At 69.3% G+C, this 16247-nt stretch carries 12 protein-coding genes; 5 read left to right on the forward strand and 7 right to left on the reverse strand.

The genetic code is table 11. From position 1 onward, the window contains the following. Positions 1–14 precede the first annotated feature (14 nt). On the reverse strand, positions 15–254 hold the full coding sequence (locus ACL9RL_RS03980; protein ID WP_422778916.1) for a toxin: 240 nt from the start codon (positions 252–254) through the stop codon (positions 15–17). 90 nt (positions 255–344) lie between these two features. After that, positions 345–1097: an IclR family transcriptional regulator gene (locus ACL9RL_RS03985; RefSeq protein WP_422778917.1), complete on the reverse strand. Its 753-nt coding sequence runs from the start codon at positions 1095–1097 to the stop codon at positions 345–347. Between the two features lie 171 nt (positions 1098–1268). Here ACL9RL_RS03985 and hutH point away from each other — a divergent pair, with 171 nt between their 5' ends. Then, positions 1269–2894 carry a histidine ammonia-lyase gene (gene hutH / locus ACL9RL_RS03990; RefSeq protein WP_422778918.1) on the forward strand — a complete coding sequence of 542 codons (1626 nt, stop codon included), beginning with the start codon at positions 1269–1271 and terminating at the stop codon, positions 2892–2894. A gap of 84 nt (positions 2895–2978) precedes the next feature. Here the strand turns inward: hutH and ACL9RL_RS03995 are convergent, their stop codons facing one another. Further along, positions 2979–7007: an efflux RND transporter permease subunit gene (locus tag ACL9RL_RS03995; protein ID WP_422778919.1), complete on the reverse strand. Its 4029-nt coding sequence runs from the start codon at positions 7005–7007 to the stop codon at positions 2979–2981. Positions 7008–7162: 155 nt separating this feature from the next. Further along, complete coding sequence (locus ACL9RL_RS04000) at positions 7163–8611, reverse strand: PLP-dependent aminotransferase family protein (RefSeq protein ID WP_422778920.1); 1449 nt, start codon at positions 8609–8611, stop codon at positions 7163–7165. 63 nt (positions 8612–8674) lie between these two features. Here ACL9RL_RS04000 and ACL9RL_RS04005 point away from each other — a divergent pair, with 63 nt between their 5' ends. The 4 genes from ACL9RL_RS04005 to ACL9RL_RS04020 all read left to right on the forward strand — a co-directional run bounded on the left by ACL9RL_RS04005 (position 8675) and on the right by ACL9RL_RS04020 (position 11724). Further along, a complete protein-coding gene (locus tag ACL9RL_RS04005; RefSeq protein WP_422778921.1) occupies positions 8675–9310 on the forward strand; it encodes a YczE/YyaS/YitT family protein in 636 nt (211 codons plus the stop codon). 123 nt (positions 9311–9433) lie between these two features. Continuing rightward, the gene (locus ACL9RL_RS04010) at positions 9434–10123 is read left to right on the forward strand and encodes a response regulator transcription factor (RefSeq protein ID WP_422779211.1); all 690 of its coding nucleotides are present in this window, start codon (positions 9434–9436) and stop codon (positions 10121–10123) included. Then, the gene (locus tag ACL9RL_RS04015) at positions 10120–11067 is read left to right on the forward strand and encodes a sensor histidine kinase (protein ID WP_422778922.1); all 948 of its coding nucleotides are present in this window, start codon (positions 10120–10122) and stop codon (positions 11065–11067) included. Before ACL9RL_RS04010 ends, ACL9RL_RS04015 begins: the two co-directional genes overlap by 4 nt. Before the next feature lie 81 nt (positions 11068–11148). After that, positions 11149–11724 carry a Chromate resistance protein ChrB gene (locus ACL9RL_RS04020; RefSeq protein WP_422778923.1) on the forward strand — a complete coding sequence of 192 codons (576 nt, stop codon included), beginning with the start codon at positions 11149–11151 and terminating at the stop codon, positions 11722–11724. Positions 11725–11773: 49 nt separating this feature from the next. Here the strand turns inward: ACL9RL_RS04020 and ACL9RL_RS04025 are convergent, their stop codons facing one another. The 3 genes from ACL9RL_RS04025 to ACL9RL_RS04035 all read right to left on the reverse strand — a co-directional run bounded on the left by ACL9RL_RS04025 (position 11774) and on the right by ACL9RL_RS04035 (position 16119). Continuing rightward, on the reverse strand, positions 11774–13006 hold the full coding sequence (locus tag ACL9RL_RS04025) for a M23 family metallopeptidase (protein WP_422778924.1): 1233 nt from the start codon (positions 13004–13006) through the stop codon (positions 11774–11776). 14 nt (positions 13007–13020) lie between these two features. Then, positions 13021–14706: a GntR family transcriptional regulator gene (locus tag ACL9RL_RS04030; protein WP_422778925.1), complete on the reverse strand. Its 1686-nt coding sequence runs from the start codon at positions 14704–14706 to the stop codon at positions 13021–13023. A gap of 171 nt (positions 14707–14877) precedes the next feature. Next, positions 14878–16119 (reverse strand): amidohydrolase, encoded by a 1242-nt coding sequence (locus tag ACL9RL_RS04035; protein ID WP_422778926.1) that lies wholly within the window; start codon positions 16117–16119, stop codon positions 14878–14880. Positions 16120–16247: the final 128 nt, after the last annotated feature.

The following is a 16247-nucleotide window of genomic DNA, read 5'->3' on the forward strand; positions in this document are numbered from 1 at the left end:
GGTGATTCCTTTCGTTATGGGAGAAGAGCAAGGTAGCGCTTTCTGGCGGGCATGGCATGGATGACGAGTTCCGTTCCGTCGTCGAAGGTCAGCACCACGACTTCCAGGAATCGTCCGCATCTGTCGAACCCCAGTCTCAGCTGCCGAGCGGGGCTGTCGTCGTCCAGATCGACACGAAGCAAACAGCTGGTGGCCGCCCTGATCGCATCGTCAGGATGAGTACCGTGCTTCCGCGCCGAGTCATGAACGTCCATTCGAGAAACGTATTACGAAAAGGCTAGTCCTCGTGCGAGTTCTCCACAAGCGAGAGTCTCTGGCGCCGCACCCCGCCGCACCGCCCCGCCTCACCGGCCGCGGATGCGACGCGAGAGCTCGGCGGCTGCTTTTGCGACCTCGGCGGCGACGGCCACCTCGTCGATGCGCGAGGACGATGCGAAGGTCACCGCGAAGGCCGCAGCCGGCCACCCGAGGTGGTCGCGCACCGCGACGCCGACCGACGACAGGCCGGCCGTGATCCCGCCGTCCTCGCGCGAGAAGCCGTCAGCAGCCGTCCGGTCGAGCATCCGACGCAACTCGCTGTACCGTTTCGGGCCGCTCCCCGTGCGATCGACGAACGATGCGGCATCGGGATACAGCGCCCGCAACTGCCCCTTGGGCAGCGCCGCGAGGATCGCACATCCGCTCGCGGTGAGGTGCGCGGGCAAGCGGACGCCGACATCGGTCACGAGGTGCGGACGCCGCGGAGCGCGCTCCTCCACGATGTAGAGGACGTCACGTCCGTGGAGGACGGCGAGGTGCGCGCTCTCGCCCAGCCGGTCGACGAGGTCCGCGAGCAGCGGACGCCCGAGGAGGCTCAACGGCTCCTGCCTGGCGAAGCCGCCGGCCAGCTCGAACGCCGCGACGCCGAGGCCGTAGCGCTTCGCCTCTGGCAGGTGCACGACGAACCCGCGCTCCTGCAGCACGCCGAGCAGGTGGTACACGGTCGAACGGGGCAGGTCGAGCGCGCCGGCGATGACCGCGGCGGGCACCGGACCACGCTGCGATGCGAGGAACGTGAGGATGCGGAGTGTGGCGTCCGCGGCCGGCACCTGACTCATCGCCGCACTCCCGTCATCGTGTTCCCGCATCCGCATCCGCACCCGCACGCATCCGCACGCGCGTCCGCGTCCGCACACAGCCGTGCGGGACACCTCGCTCAGTCTGGGATCCCAGACGCAGACGAGTGTACGCCGGGTGGATCCGGACGGCGAACGGTGTGGGATCAGAACATGACCTCGACGCAGCCGGACACGACCGGCACCCCCGACAGTTCCGACAGCCCAGCCGGCCCCGCCACACCGCCGACCCCCGCCACGCCACCCACCGTCACGGTCGGCATCGGCCCCGTGAGCATCGCGGACGTCGTCGCCGTCGCACGCGGTCTCGCGCCGATCCGCCTCGACCAGGCTGCACTCGACGCCGTTGCCGCGTCACGCCAGGTCGTCGACGATCTGGCGGCAGACCCGCAGCCGCACTACGGCATCTCCACGGGCTTCGGCGCGCTCGCGACCACCTTCATCGCTCCGGAGCGCCGAGCGCAACTGCAGGCGAGTCTCGTCCGATCGCACGCCGCCGGGTCGGGCGCCGAGGTCGAGCGGGAGGTCGTCCGCGCCCTGATGCTGCTGCGCCTGTCGACGCTGCTCACCGGGCGCACGGGGGTCCGGGTCGAGATCGCCCAGACCTACGCCGCCATCCTCAACGCCCGCATCACGCCGGTCGTCCGCGAGTACGGGTCGCTCGGCTGCTCCGGCGACCTGGCGCCCCTCGCGCACTGCGCCCTCGCGGCGATGGGAGAGGGCGAGGTGCGCGATGCGGCGGGCTCGCTCGTCCCGGCGGCGCAGGCCCTCGAAGCGGCCGGCATCACCCCCATCGTCCTGGCCGAGAAGGAGGGCCTGGCGCTCATCAACGGCACCGACGGGATGCTCGGGATGCTCGCCATCGCGATCCACGACCTGCGTCTGCTCCTCACGACGGCCGACATCGCGGCCGGGCTCAGCATCGAGTCGCTGCTCGGCACCGACGCCGTGTTCGCGGCCGATCTGCAGGCGCTGCGCCCACAGGCGGGCCAAGCAGAGAGCGCGGCCAACCTGCGCGCCGTCCTCGCCGGGTCGCCCATCATGGCGAGCCACCGCGACGACTCGTGCACACGCGTCCAGGACGCCTACTCGATGCGGTGCGCCCCGCAGGTGCACGGCGCGGCGCGGGACACGGTCGCGCATGCCGAGACGGTCGCGGGCCGCGAACTGGCGAGCGCCATCGACAACCCGGTGCTCACCCCCGACGGCCGCGTCGAATCGAACGGCAACTTCCATGGTGCGCCGCTCGCCTATGTGCTCGACTTCCTCGCGATCGTGGCGGCGGACGTCGCGAGCATGTCGGAGCGGCGGACGGACCGCTTCCTCGATCCCGCGCGCAGTCAGGGCCTACCGCCGTTCCTCGCCCATGAGGTCGGGGTGGATTCCGGCCTCATGATCGCGCAGTACACCGCCGCCGGCATCGTGAGCGAGCTGAAGCGGCTGGCGTCCCCCGCATCGGTCGATTCGATCCCATCCTCCGCCATGCAGGAGGACCACGTGTCGATGGGATGGGCCGCCGCCCGCAAACTTCGTCGCGCCGTCGACGGGCTCGGTCGTGTCCTCGCGATCGAGGTCATGACCGCCACCCGCGCGATCGATCTGCGCGCGCCGCTGGTGCCTGGTTCCGCGACAGGGGCCGTGCACGCACTCGTCCGCACGGTCGTCGACGGCCCGGGTCCGGACCGTCATCTGTCCCCGGAGATCGAGGCGGTCGCCGCGCTCGTCCAGTCGGGCGAGGTCGTCACCGCAGCCGTCGCGGCCGTCGGCACCCTGCGCTGAGCGGCTCGACCCCACTCGCCGACGCAGGACCGTCCCACCGGTCCGATCCAGCATCAGGTGGATCGGACCGGCGGGATCACCGGGTTAGGGCCACTGGGCTCGACGGGAGCCGGGCTTCTTCGGCGCCGGGCGATCCGTGGTGGCGTCGCCCGTGGCACCGTCACCCGTGGTGGCGTCATCCGTGGGGGCCTCACCGGTGGCTGCCTCACTCACGGGCGACTCATCGGCAACCGCTTCACCGTCGACCGGCTCGGCCCCGTGCAGGCCGTGGTGCTCAGGCTCGTCCGCTTCCGCGTCCGTGAGGTTGACGACGTCGATCGCCTGAGTCGTCGGCTGCGACTCACCGGCAGCGACGTGCGTCCCGTGATGCTCGTCTCCGCCGCCCTCGAAGCTGTGGGCGTCGCTCACGATCTCGTCCTGCGACTCGGTCCCAGCAGCCACGTCCTCGACGACCTCGATGCTCGCCGTGTCCGTGAACTCGGCCGGAGCGTCGTCGAGCGAACGCTCGACGTCCGGGCCCTCGACGGACCCGAGCTCGGTCGTCGGTGGCAACACCGCAGCGGGCTCGCCGGGTTCGCCCGGCTCGACCACGTCGATCGCCCCGGTCGCAGCCGTCGGCGGCGCGAGCACGGACCCGTCAGGGGCGGTAGTCGGCAGTTCGACGTCGGGGCCTTCGGCGCTGTCGGCGAAGTCTCCCGCGACCTCGTTCACCGGGGCATCGATCACCCCGGCATCGTTCACCACGGCATTGTCGGGTCCATCGGCAGCACCGGCACCCGCATCAGCGTCAGCAGCCGCCGCGGCACCGCCAAGGGCACTCACACCAGCGGCACCGACACCAGCACCGACACCGGCTCCGACCAGCTCCGCCACAGCGGGAGCAGCCTCGACCTCGGCCACCGCAACATCAGCATCAGCCCCAGCCCCAGCCCCAGCAGCCTTCGCAGCGCGCTTCGCCGCCCGACGCTCCTTGGCGCCCTCGACGAGGTTGTACAGCGTCGGCAGCACCACGAGCGTGAGGATCGTGGAGGACACGAGCCCGCCGATCACGACGATCGCGAGCGGCTGCGAGATGAACCCGCCGTGCCCCGTGACCCCGAGGGCCATGGGTGTGAGCGCGAAGATCGTTGCGAGCGCCGTCATCAGGATCGGACGGAGTCGTCTGGCCGCACCGTGCTCGACGGCCGTGATGACGTCCATCCCTCGACGTCGGTACTGGTTGACGAGATCGACGAGCACGATGGCGTTCGTCACGACGATGCCGATGAGCATCAGCACACCGATGAGCGACGGCACCCCGAGCGGCACACCGGTCAGCACCTGCAGACCGATGGCGCCCGTCGCCGCGAACGGCACGGACACGAGCAGCAGGATCGGCTGTCGCAGCGAGCGGAACGTGGCCACCATGATGATGTAGACGATCAGGATCGCCGCGAGCATCGCGAGTCCGAGCTGGCTGAACGCGTTCGACTGGTCGGAGGTCACGCCGCCGAGGGTCGCGACCGTTCCGGCCGGCAGCTTGGCCTGGTCGACCGCGGCCTGGACCTCACCGCTCGCGGCGGACAGGTTGTCGCTCGCCGGCGTCGCGCTGATCGTCGCGGAGCGGAGCCCCTTGACGGTGGTAATGCTCGCCGGACCGTCGACCTGCGACACCGTCGCCAGCTGGTCGAGACGCAGCGGGCCGGCCACGGTCGGCACGGTGGCCGCCGCGAGGTCCGCGATGGTCGTCGGCGGGTTCTGCGTGTCGACGTAGATCGTGAGGGTGGTGTCGTCGATCGCGATGGTCCCGGCGGTCGTCGGCTGCATCAGCTGCGAGACGAAACTGCCGAGGGCGACCTCCGTGTACCCGGCCTTCGCGGCTTCGTCGCGGTTGACCTTGATCTGGATGTACGGACGCGAGGCGCTCAGGTTGCTCGACACCTGGTCGATGCCCTTGAGCTTCTCGACGGCCTTCTGGATGGTGTCGGATGCGGTCTGCAGGTCGGCCTGTCGCGGCGAGGTGATGTCGACCTCGATGTCGCTCGACCCGCCGAAGCCGGACGATGCGGTGACCTCGATCTCACCTGCGTCCGGAATGCCGGCGAGATCCGTCCGCACCCGCTTCTGCAGTGCCGTCTGGTCGACGTTCTCGTCCGTCGTGATCGAGTAGGTGATGGATCCGCTGCCACCGCCGACGAAGGCGTCCCGCAGGGAGCTGCCGCTCGAACCGATGGAGAGCTGGACGGTCTCGATGCCGGAGATGGAGCGCAGTTTCGCCTCGACCTGCGATGCGGCGTTGTCCTGCGCTTCGAGGCTGGCACCCACCTTGAGCGTCTGGGTGACGGAGAGCGTGTTCTGGCCGGAACTGCCGAGGAAGTTCGTCTTCATAAACGGCGTGAGCGCGAGCGTGCCGCCGAGGACGAGCAGCGCGAGCAGGATCGTCACGAAGGAGTGGCGCAGCGTCCAGTGGATGATCGGCAGGTAGCCGCGCTGGAGGCGGGAGGGCTTCTCGAGGTCGTCCTCGTCCTGCACGCTGCTGTTGCGGCGGGCGCGGCGGCTGGTCCCCGCCTCGGCCGGTTCAGCTTCCACAGCGGCGGTCGCGTCGGCCGCAGCCGCAGCCGTCTCAGCCCGCTTCTTCGGTGCCCGGAGGAACCAGTACGCGAGCACCGGCACGATCGTGAGCGCCACGAGCAGCGAGGCGAGCAGGGCGATCGTCACGGTCAGCGCGAACGGTCGGAACAGCTCGCCGGTCATGTCGCCGACGAATGCGATGGGCAGGAACACGGCGACGGTCGTGGCGGTCGACGCGGTGATGGCGCCTGCGACCTCGCGGACGGCGCTCAAGATGGACTCCGCGCGTTCTGCGCCCGTCCGATTCTCTCCGAACGACAGGTGTCTCTTGATGTTCTCGATCACGACGATGGAGTCGTCCACAACACGACCGATGGCGATTGTGAGCGCACCGAGCGTCAGGATGTTGAGGGAGTACTCGGCGACCTGCAGGCCGATGAAGGTGATGAGCACCGAGGTCGGGATCGAGATCGCGGTGACGATCGTGGCCCGCACGTCGAGCAGGAACACGAGGATGATGAGCACCGCGAACACGAGGCCGAGCAGGCCCTCGGTCGTGAGCGACTCGATCGACTGCTCGATGTACGGGGCCTGGTCGAACACGACGGTCAGCTTCGCGTCGGAGCCGATGGTCTTCTCGAGGTCAGGCAGCAGTGCGCGGACGCCCTGCGACACCTCGACCGTGTTCGCGGACGGCAGTTTCGTCACGGCGACCGTGAGGGCGGGCTTGCCGTCGACGCGGGAGATGGAGGTGATCGGGTCGTCGGTGAGCGCGATGTCCGCGACGTCGCCGAGTGTCACGACTCCACCCGACGCATTGGCCGCACCCGCGATGGGCAGGGCCTTGATGTCGTCGACGGAGCCGAGCTTCGAGCCGGTCTGCACGGACAGCGTCTGGTTGTTCTCGGTGATGCTGCCGGCCGGCAGGAGCACACCGTTCTGCTGGAGCGTTGTGGAGACGACCTGGCTCGTCTTGCCGATCGCCGCGAGCTTCTCCGGGTCTGGCGTGATGCTGATGCGCTTGCCGATGTCGCCGACGATCGCCGCATCGCGGACGCCGGAGACGTCCTTGATGTCCGGGACGACGGAGTTCTTCAGCAGCGTCGCGAGCGCATCGGAGGAGCCGCCGCCCGTGACGGCGATCTGGATGACGGGCAGGTCGTCGATGCTGCCGCTGACCACCTGCGGGTCGAGGTCGCTCGGCAGGGTCGACTTGATGCGGTTGATCGCCTGGTTGATCTTCTGCTCGGCCGTTGCGAGGTCGGTCCCGTAGGTGAACGTCGCGCTCACGAGCGACGAGTTGGTGCTCGAGGTCGCGCTTGTGGATTCGAGCCCCGGCACGCCCTGGATTGCGGTCTCCATGGGCGTCGACACGTCGTCGTTGACGACTTCGGGGGCGGCGCCAGGGTAGCTCGTCACGATCGCGAGCTGCGGGAACTGGACCGACGGCACGAGCTCCTGCTTGAGGCCGGACACGGCGAGTCCGCCGAACACCGCGACGACGATGGTGACGAGCGCGATCAGCGCACGGTTCTTCATGCTCAAGACGGAGAGGAAGTGCACGGGACCGCTTTCTGTGGTGACGAGGAGTTGCGGACGGTGCAATTATGACATCAGCCAGCTGATCAACCCGGGTTTTCGACGCTTGCCTTCCGCCCCCGGTCCCTGAGCCCGTCGAAGGGCCTCCGGTCCCTGAGCCTGTCGAAGGGCCCGACGCCTCACACCACGTCGTCGAGATACGCCGACGTCGGCACCGCACCGAACGACGCAGACCCCCACGCCGCGGCCAGCAGGTCGACAGCGCGCTCCGTGTCGCCCCACGGATAGCTGATCGGGATCCGGAGGTACCGCTCGAACGCGCCGTCGATCCCGAACCTCGGACCGGCCACGATCACGAGTCCGTGGCTCCGGGCGGCGAGCGCGAGCTGCGACGATGCGGCCTCCCCCAGGTTCACCCAGGTCGCGATGCCGCCGTTCACGCGCGGCACGCTCCACTCCGGCAGCCGGTCGTGCAGGAGGTCGACGAGTCGATCCCTGGTCGCGCCCAGCTGTCGTCCTCGGCGCTCGACGATGCCGTCCATCACCGGCATGAGTTCCGCGACCGTCAGCTGGTCGAGGATGGGTGTGCCGAGGTCGCCCATCGACCTCGTGGAGACGAGCTTCCGGATGATGCCGCGATCGGCCCGGATCCAGCCGATGCGCAGACCTCCCCACACGGTCTTGCCCACGGAGCCGATCGTGATGATCGATGCAGCGGCGGACCTCCCGCACGCAGCCGTCGCTGTGGCGACGAACGGCGGGTACGACTCCGGCCTGTCGATGTTGAGCTCCGCGGTCGTCTCGTCGATCACGAGCACGGTGCCGTGGCGTTCGGCAGCCCTGGCGACGCGTTCGCGGGTGTCGAGCGGCATCGAGGCGCCGGTCGGGTTGTGGAAGTCCGGCATGAGGTAGGCGAGTGCCGGGCTCGTGCGTGCGAACCACTGCTCGATCTCCCGCGGGTCCCAGCCGGTCTCGGACGACACGGTCGCCGCTCCGAGCCTGGCGCCGGCTCCGCGGAGCGCTTCGTAGGCGTGCGGGTAGCTCGGCATCTCGACGAGCACCCGGTCGCCGCGGCTCAGCATGGTCCTGGCGATCAGTGCGATCGCGTGTTGCGCACCGACCGTGATCATGATCTCGTCGGCGTCCGTCGGGAGCCCTCTCGCCGTGTACCGGTCTGCGATCGCCTGGCGGAGGCCGGGCATGCCGACGAGGTCGTAGTCCCAGTCGTGCATGTACCTGGGCAGTTCTGCGGCTGCTGCGACCGCGGCATCGATGACCTCCGGGCACGGCGGGACGGCGGCCTTGCTGAAGTCGAGGAAGCCACCCTGTGGCACGGCGGCGAGCGCCGTCGGCGATCCGGGCAGGAGGGTGACGCTGCCGGAGCCGCGGGTGCTGCGGAGGTATCCGGCGTCGCGGAGCTCGCGGTAGGCCGCGGTCACGGTCGTCCGGCTGAGCGCGAGGCGGTCCGCGAGCTCGCGTTCGGCCGGCAGGCGGGTGCCGACGGGGATGCGGCCGTCGAGGACGAGCAGTCGGATGCGATCGGCGAGTCCGCGGTACACGGGGGCTGCACTCTTCCACTCTCCGAGGAGGGCGGTGAGCGATCTGGCGCTGAGCGTGATGGATGCCATGGAGCCACGATAGCCAGATTGGACTCTGGCGCAAAAGCCAATCCTGGAATTGGATTGACGACCATGACCCGTCGCATCATCCAGCTCTTCACCGGCATGCTCCTGTACGGCATCGCCATCGCGATGATCGTGCGCGCCGGGATCGGCATCGCGCCCTGGGATGTGTTCGGTCAGGGCGTTGCGATGAAGACCGGGATCAGCTTCGGTCTGGCGGCGGTCGTGATCGGCGCGGTGGTGCTGCTCGCGTGGATCCCACTCAGGCAGAAGCCGGGCATCGGCACCCTGTGCAACGTCCTCCTCGTTGGGCCGGCTGCGGATCTCGGCCTGTGGCTCATCCCGGCGGATCTGCCGTTCTGGGGGCGGCTCCTCCTCTTCGCCGGCGGACTGCTCCTCCTCGGCACGGCCTCCGGCCTCTACATCGGCGCCCGCTTCGGCGCCGGGCCACGGGACGGCCTGATGACGGGCATCCACAAGCGCACCGGTTGGCCCATCTGGGTCGGGCGCACGATGGTGGAGGTCACCGTCCTCGGGATCGGCTGGCTGCTCGGCGGCAACGTCGGCGTGGGCACCGTGCTGTTCGCCGTCCTGATCGGCCCGATCTGCGGGTGGACGATCCCGCTGTTCCGCGTGCCGGAGCGGACGAAGCCCGAGCCGCTCGAATCCGCCGAAGAGGCCACTTCTCCCCCGGTTCCCAGGTGACTTCTCGCGCCCCTTCTGCTTCAATGGAGATGTTTGAGTCTCCGATATGTCATGGCGTCAGCCTGCGTGCTGAGTCTCACCGGGCAGCATCGCCCGGCGCCAGCAGAGGAGAGCCACCCGTCCATGCGCGTCCTGATCGTCGACGACGAGGTCTACCTCGCTGAGGCGATCAGGGACGGCCTCGATCGGGTGGCCATCGCGGCGGACGTCGCACACGACGGTGACGACGCACTCGATCTGATCAGCGTCAACGACTACGACGCGGTCATCCTCGACCGCGACATCCCCGGCACCCACGGCGACGACGTCTGCCGGCTGATCGCAGCCTCCGGCGCTGCCACGCGGGTACTCATGCTGACCGCGGCCGGCCGGCTGGAACAGAAGGTCTCGGGGTTCGGCCTCGGCGCGGACGACTACCTCGCGAAGCCGTTCGAGTTTGACGAGCTGATCGCTCGACTCCACGCACTCGCGCGGCGGACGAGCGCACCGTTGCCGCCCGTTCTCGAGATGCACGGCATCACACTCGACCCGTTCCGGCACGAGGTGCGCCGCAACGGAGAGCCCGTCCGCCTGGCCCGCAAGGAGTTCGCCGTGCTGGAGGTGCTCCTCAGGGCCGGTGGCGGCGTGGTGAGCGCCGAGATCTTGCTGGAGAAGGCCTGGGATCGCAACGTCAATCCGTTCAGCAACACGACCCGGGTCACGGTCTCCACACTCCGCAAACGCCTCGGGGAGCCCTGGGTGATCGAAACGGTCCCTGGCGTCGGCTACCGCATCGCACCGGAGACCATGTCGGAGGAAGGGGACCTCCGATGACCGGACACACGTCGCTCCATGTCCGTCAGCCGCTGCGCGCGCCGCGTTCCGTCCGTGCGCGCGGGACTACCGCGTTCGCCGCGATCGTCGCCACCATCGGTTGCGCATTGCTCCTCCTCTGCTTCGCGATCGACGATGACGTGCCGTCCGCGGCCGACTGCTGGGGATGTGTCGCCGCACTCAGCGCGCTCGTCGCGCTGAGCGCGGTCCTCGGCTGGTTGCTGATCGGACGACTCGTGGCACCGTTGGAGGCGTCGTCCATCGCGCGGGAGCGGTTCGCGGCGCACGCCTCTCATGAGCTGCGCACACCGCTCGCAACCGCGAAGATGCTCCTCCGGGTGGCGCGGGACGATCCAGCGGGAGTCGACGTCGAGTGCCTCGTCGATCGCCTGACCGATGCGAACGATCGCAGCATCCGTACCGTCGAAGCACTCCTGGAGCTCGCGGAGAGCACGCAGCAGGGCCTCGACGCCTCCCCCGTCGATCTCCGGACCGCGGTGGCGCAGGCCACCACTCGGCTCGCATCGGAGGCCCGGACGACGTGGGTCTCGGTCACGACGAAGTCGGAGATCGGCGTGCTATCCGACGGCGATCCTGTCCTCATCGACCGACTCGTCACCAATCTGCTGCAGAACGCGATCCGTCACAATCACGCGGGCGGGCGGGCCCACGTCGATGTCGTGAGCGCGCCGGGTGGGAATCTCGTGCGCGTGAGCAACACGGGACCGATCGTGTCGGCTGCCGATGCCGCCCGGCTGACCGAGCCGTTCTTCCGAACCAGGGCGCGCACGCCGCAGCGGGATCGGGTCTCCGCCGGCATGGGACTCGGCCTCGCCCTCGCGAGCAACATCGTGCAGGTGCACAGCGGCACCCTCGTCATCCGGCCCAACCGCAGCGGCGGGCTCACCGTCACGGTGACCTTCCCGCCCGCCCGTCCCGCGTAGACGTCCGCCGCACGTGATGACGTTCGCCCGCCGAGCCACCGTCACTTGACCCAGGATGTAACCGCTGTTACATTCGAAATTGTGACCAAGCAGATCAACTGGACCCTCATCCTCATCCAACTCCCCAAGGAACCTTCGAAGCACCGCGTCGGCGTGTGGCGCGAGCTCCGTAAGGGCGGGGCCGTTCCGGTCTCACCCGGCACCTGGGCGATCCCCTCCGGACCGGCGTTCCAACCGACGCTGGACCGGGCCGCAGAGCTCTGCCACACCGGCGGTGGCGTCTTCGCCGTGATCGACGCCTCACCGCGGGATGCAGCGTCGACTCGCCTCATCAGTGACGCATTCACCAGCGCCCGCGTCGACGAGTGGAACGAGTTCCAGGCGGACTGCGACAAGTTCGAGGCCGAGATCGCACGAGAGATCGAGAAGGAGAAGTTCACCTTCGGCGAGCTCGAAGAGGAGGAGCAGAGCCTCACCCGCCTCCGGACCTGGTTCCGCGATCTCAAGAAGCGCGACATCCTCGAACTGCCGGAGGCGGTCGCTGCTGAGGCCAGGCTGCAGACGTGCGCCGACGCCCTCACCGACTTCGCAGAGCGCGTCTACGGCGCGATGCACGCCGGGGCTCCGGCCATCGACACGCCTCACGAGGCGGTCTAGCCGAGCGGTAGTGCCGACTGTCCGAGCGGCGCTTTGTCGCACGAGCCGACTATCCGAGCGGCGCTTCCCGTTCTCGCATAAAGGGCACCGGATCGGTCTTGCCGCCGCCCAGGCGGACCTCGAAATGCAGGTGGCAACCGTTCGACGCCCCGGTCGTGCCGGACCAGGCGATCAGCTGCCCGGCAGACACCTGCTGCCCGTCCCCGACGACGATCCCGCCCGAGCGGATGTGCGCGTACCCGGTGTCGACGCCGCCGCTGTGGGCGAGGAGGACGAAGTTGCCGTAGGTGCCCATCCAGCCCGCGTAGTCGACGCGGCCGGCGGCAGCGGCATAGATGGGGGCGCCGCAGCCCGTCCCGATGTCGGTGCCGCTGTGGAACGGCCCGCTGCACCCGTCCGGCCCGCAGATGGGTTGGCGGGGGCCGTAGTGGTCCGTGATCGGTCCGCTCGCCGGGACGGCCCAGCCCTGTGGTCCGACGGAGCCGCCGGGGAGTCCGCCTCCGCCACCTCCGCCACCTCCACCGCCGCCGCTTGATCCGCCGCCGGATGCGGCTTCCGCTGCCAGGCCCGCTTGATACTCCGCCGCCGTCTTCGCGGCGCCGTCAGTGAGCGCGGCCAGCTTCGCGTTCAGCTCCAGGGCCTCCGCGCGTACGGATTCGAGTGCGGCCTGATCGGCTGCGGCCGCTTCCCTCGCCTGGGCGAGCGCGTCGGCCGCGAGTCCGCGGAGCCGTTCGCGTTCGGTGCTCGCGATGTCCGCTTGCTCGGCCACCGCATCGGCAGTCCTTGTGGCAGCGTCGGCCTTGGCGGAGACGTCGGCGTAGCGTTCAGCGAGTTTCTGGATGGAGCCGAGCGCGCCGAGCAGGTCGTCGGACGGTTCGGAGAGGAACAGTCGTGTTCCGAAGTCCGTGCCACCGCTCCTTCCCAGTTGTGATGCGAGCAGTCCCGCCCGCTTGACCGCTGCCGCAGCGGCCTCCCGCCGCTCGCCGGCCTGGTCGTCCAGCGACGCCCCGCGTCGGAACGCCTCGTCGAACAGGTCCTGCGCCTCTTGCAGTTCGGCGCCCTTCGCCTGCGCAGCGGTCGCCGTCGCAGCTGCCCTCGTCTCGAGCCCGGCGAGGTGCTCGCGGAGCTCGACCGCCTTCGCATCCGCAGCGGCCTGGTTCGACCGCGCGGCGAGGACGTCCTCCCAGCTCGGATACTCTGCGGCCACAGCCGGCGCCGGATTCGCGGCCGCGACGGCGACCGAACCCACGAGCATCGCGAGGAGCGAGAAGCCCGCCGCCATCCTTCGGCACCGCATCACGCGGACTGCCCCAGGACGATCTGCTGCTGGGCGCGGCCGGAGGATCTACCGAGATACGCGGCGATGAGTTCGCGGACCGCGGACTCCCACTGGGACGGTTCAGCAGCCAACCGGAACTCCTCCTTGCCGAGCGCATACCCCCATTCGACACGGTCGGCGGAGAACGCCGGGATGAGGCTGCCGACGACCATGGGGCTGCAGAGCGCCCAACTGGCGCAGTGCCCCTGATAGACGAAGGAGAACCGTTGACCGTCGTCGTCGTATTGGAAGTCCGACCCCAGCCGGGGTGCATCGACCGCGGACGACACGGACACCACACCGAGCGAGCTGCGCGGAATCTGGGTGGGGACGAGGAGCCGATGGATGAGCTGCTCCGCTGCGACGACGTCGCCGTTCTCACCGGCCTCGGCGATGGAGACGCACAGCGCCAGCAGGTCGGCCCCCTCCGGCACCACGCCGATCCCGTGCGGACGGCGGCTCATCGGGGAGAGCATCCTGAGGATGCGGCGCAGCGGCCGGTTGCCGGCGACGTCGGCGAACGAGAAGAGGAATTCGTCCCTCGCGACCACCGCGGCCGCCGCGTCCTCGGCCGCGACGGCCGATTCGATCGCCTGCAGCTTGGTCCGCACCGATGCGACGGAGGCCGCGTCGATGGACTGCACGTGCAGGGCGAGGGCGAGCCCGAAGAAGAGCGCGCAGGCCGAGATGGCCTCTGAGGTCCTGGCGTCGTCCAGTTCTGCGACCGTGGTGCCTCGCCCGTGATGGATCTCGACGAGCCCGATCGACTGCAACTCGGCGAGCGCCTCGCGCAGGGGCGTCCTCGAGACGCCGAGCCACTCCATGAGCTCCCGGTCCACGAGCCGTTCGCCCGGGACGAAGGTGCCGTCGGTGATCGCCTGGAGGATGACCTCGTACACGTTGTCCCGCAGCAGGACCCGCCTGCCGTCCTCGGCGGCGTCGGTGTCGGACTCCTGCCCTGCAGCGCCTGGCACCGGCGCTCTCGATGCGGAGGGCGCCGGTGCGGCGCCCGCCCCGATCGACCGCAGGAACAGTTCGACCACCTCGTCGAAGTAGTCGAGGATGATCGCTTCCGCGTCCTGGCCCGACCCGTCCTCGCACGCCACGATGAGGCGGTCCATCCGCTCGGTGTCGAAGTCCAGCACCTCTGCGTGGCGCGAGTTCAGGCCGACCAGCCAGCGGACGTGGATCCGGATCTCGGAGACGATCTGGCGGAGGACGTCACTGTCGCGGCGGTCGAGGAAGACGTCGAGGAGGTGGCGGAACGGGTTGATGCGCCCGCCGGCCGCCCCGGACTGGATGTCCTCGCGCAGTTCGACGAGCTTGGCGAGGTCGGTCTGGTCGAGCCGCGGTGTTGTGGTCCGCACGAGGTCGGCGTAGATGTGCCGCGCGACGGCCATGAGCTCGCGGAAGTAGGGCAGGTCGAGGGGACGCACCCTCGTCTCGGACTGCGGCCGGACCTCGACCAGACCGACCCGGTCGAGCCTGCGCAGCGCTTCGCGCACCGGCGTCCGCGAGGCCCGCACCATCGCTTCGAGCGTGGACTCATGCAATCGCTGACCCGGCTGGAATTCGCCACTCAAGATCGACGTCTCGATGATGCGGTAGACCCGGTCGCACAGGGTCTCGTGGCGGAAGGCGATGGGGGTCAGGGGGATCGGCATGGCGTGGTGCTCCTTTAACGCTGGAATCCCATGATGATGAACTTCTGACCACTTGCCAAGACATATACGAGGAATTTAATATTCTTTAAAGGCTATGACCGGGATTGAGGCACTGACTCGACGCATCCCAGCACGCGATCGACACGGATTCCGGGTGCCTGATCCCGATCTTCAGGCGGCGGATTCCCCCACCCCGAGACGACGCCTGATCCGGTCGATCTCGAAGAGCACCCGCTCCTCGTCGATCGTGAGCAGTTCCCGATCCCGCAACAGCGCACGGCCGCCCACCACCAGATCCGTCACGTCGTGGCCGACAGCGGACCACGCGATGAAACCTCCTGCGCCCGACCATGACGCGGCGCGCGCACCGGAAGCGTCGAGCACCGCATAGTCGGCCGGGGCGCCGCCCGGCCCCGTGACGTCGAATCCGAGCGCCGACGAACCGTTCGCCGTCGCCATCCCGAGCACCTCGTCCGCAGCGAGCGCACCGGCGTCGCAGCTCGCCCCGCGTTGCAGCGACGCGGCGAGTCGCATCTCCCGCAGCATGTCGAGCGCGTCGTTGCTGGCCGGACCGTCCGTACCGATGGCGACCCGGACGCCGGCGTCGACCATCTCGACCACTGGAGCGATGCCGGAGCCGAGCTTGAGATTGCTCTGCGGGCAGTGAGCGACGCTCGCTCCGGCCTCCGCCACGAGTTCGATGTCCGCCGGCGTGAGCCAGGTCCCGTGCGCGATGAGGGTGCGAGCGTTGAGGAGGCCGGCCTCCGCCGCAGCCTGCACCGGGGTAAGGCCGCATCTGGCGAGGCTCTCGGTGACCTCGTGCTTGGTTTCGGACAGGTGGGTGTGGACGCCGAGTCCCGTCTCCGCCGCACGCGCACCGATGCGCCGGAGGACCGTCTCCCCGCAGGTGTACGGCGCGTGCGGCCCGTACATGATCTGCACGAGCGGCTCGCCGGCATAGGTCGAGGCGAGCGATTCCGTGTGCGCGATCTGCGCACCGGCAGTCCGGCCTCCCGCGAGCGGCCAGCCCACCATGTCGAGTCCGAACACGGCCGGTGCCGCGGAGACGCGGAGGCCTGCTTCGATCACCGAATCGATGAGCCGCTCGTCCCAGAAGAACATGTCGGCGAAGCAGCTGGTGCCGTTGCGGATGAGTTCGCACAGGCCGAGTTGCAGACTCCAGTAGAGGTCGTCGTGTGTGAGTCTGGCTTCGGCCGCCTGCACAACGCCGAGCCAGTCGTCGAGCGGCAGGCCGTCCCCCAGACCCCGGAGCACCGCCATCGCGGCGTGGGTGTGCGCGTTCACGAGTCCGGGGATGACGAGGCGCTCTCGCGGGACGGGGCGATGCCCGCTGACACCGCCGCCGCTGCCGACGCTGCCGTCGCCGCCCGCATTCCAACCGATCCGCTCCATGCGCCCGGCACCTCCGTCCGTGTTGTGCCCCCGTGTGAGCACCGTCGGACGACGGGCATCGGCCCCAGCAAAGCAAGGGCCGTGTAACAGCAGCGTCAGCGTTTCGCGTCAGCGTTTCGCGTCAGCCG

Source organism: Plantibacter sp. Mn2098 (genome assembly GCF_049319745.1).
Classification (GTDB): Bacteria; Actinomycetota; Actinomycetes; order Actinomycetales; family Microbacteriaceae; genus Plantibacter.

Bases quoted from the DNA above. Each gene is read 5' to 3' on its own strand.
- ACL9RL_RS04035 (WP_422778926.1), bottom strand. From the start codon at position 16,119: ATGGAGCGGATCGGTTGGAATGCGGGCGGCGACGGCAGCGTCGGCAGC.
- ACL9RL_RS04015 (WP_422778922.1), top strand. From the start codon at position 10,120: ATGACCGGACACACGTCGCTCCATGTCCGTCAGCCGCTGCGCGCGCCG.
- ACL9RL_RS04005 (WP_422778921.1), top strand. From the start codon at position 8,675: ATGACCCGTCGCATCATCCAGCTCTTCACCGGCATGCTCCTGTACGGC.
- ACL9RL_RS04025 (WP_422778924.1), bottom strand. From the start codon at position 13,006: ATGGCGGCGGGCTTCTCGCTCCTCGCGATGCTCGTGGGTTCGGTCGCC.
- ACL9RL_RS04030 (WP_422778925.1), bottom strand. From the start codon at position 14,706: ATGCCGATCCCCCTGACCCCCATCGCCTTCCGCCACGAGACCCTGTGC.
- ACL9RL_RS03980 (WP_422778916.1), bottom strand. From the start codon at position 254: ATGGACGTTCATGACTCGGCGCGGAAGCACGGTACTCATCCTGACGAT.
- hutH (WP_422778918.1), top strand. From the start codon at position 1,269: ATGACCTCGACGCAGCCGGACACGACCGGCACCCCCGACAGTTCCGAC.
- ACL9RL_RS04000 (WP_422778920.1), bottom strand. From the start codon at position 8,611: ATGGCATCCATCACGCTCAGCGCCAGATCGCTCACCGCCCTCCTCGGA.
- ACL9RL_RS03985 (WP_422778917.1), bottom strand. From the start codon at position 1,097: ATGAGTCAGGTGCCGGCCGCGGACGCCACACTCCGCATCCTCACGTTC.
- ACL9RL_RS04010 (WP_422779211.1), top strand. From the start codon at position 9,434: ATGCGCGTCCTGATCGTCGACGACGAGGTCTACCTCGCTGAGGCGATC.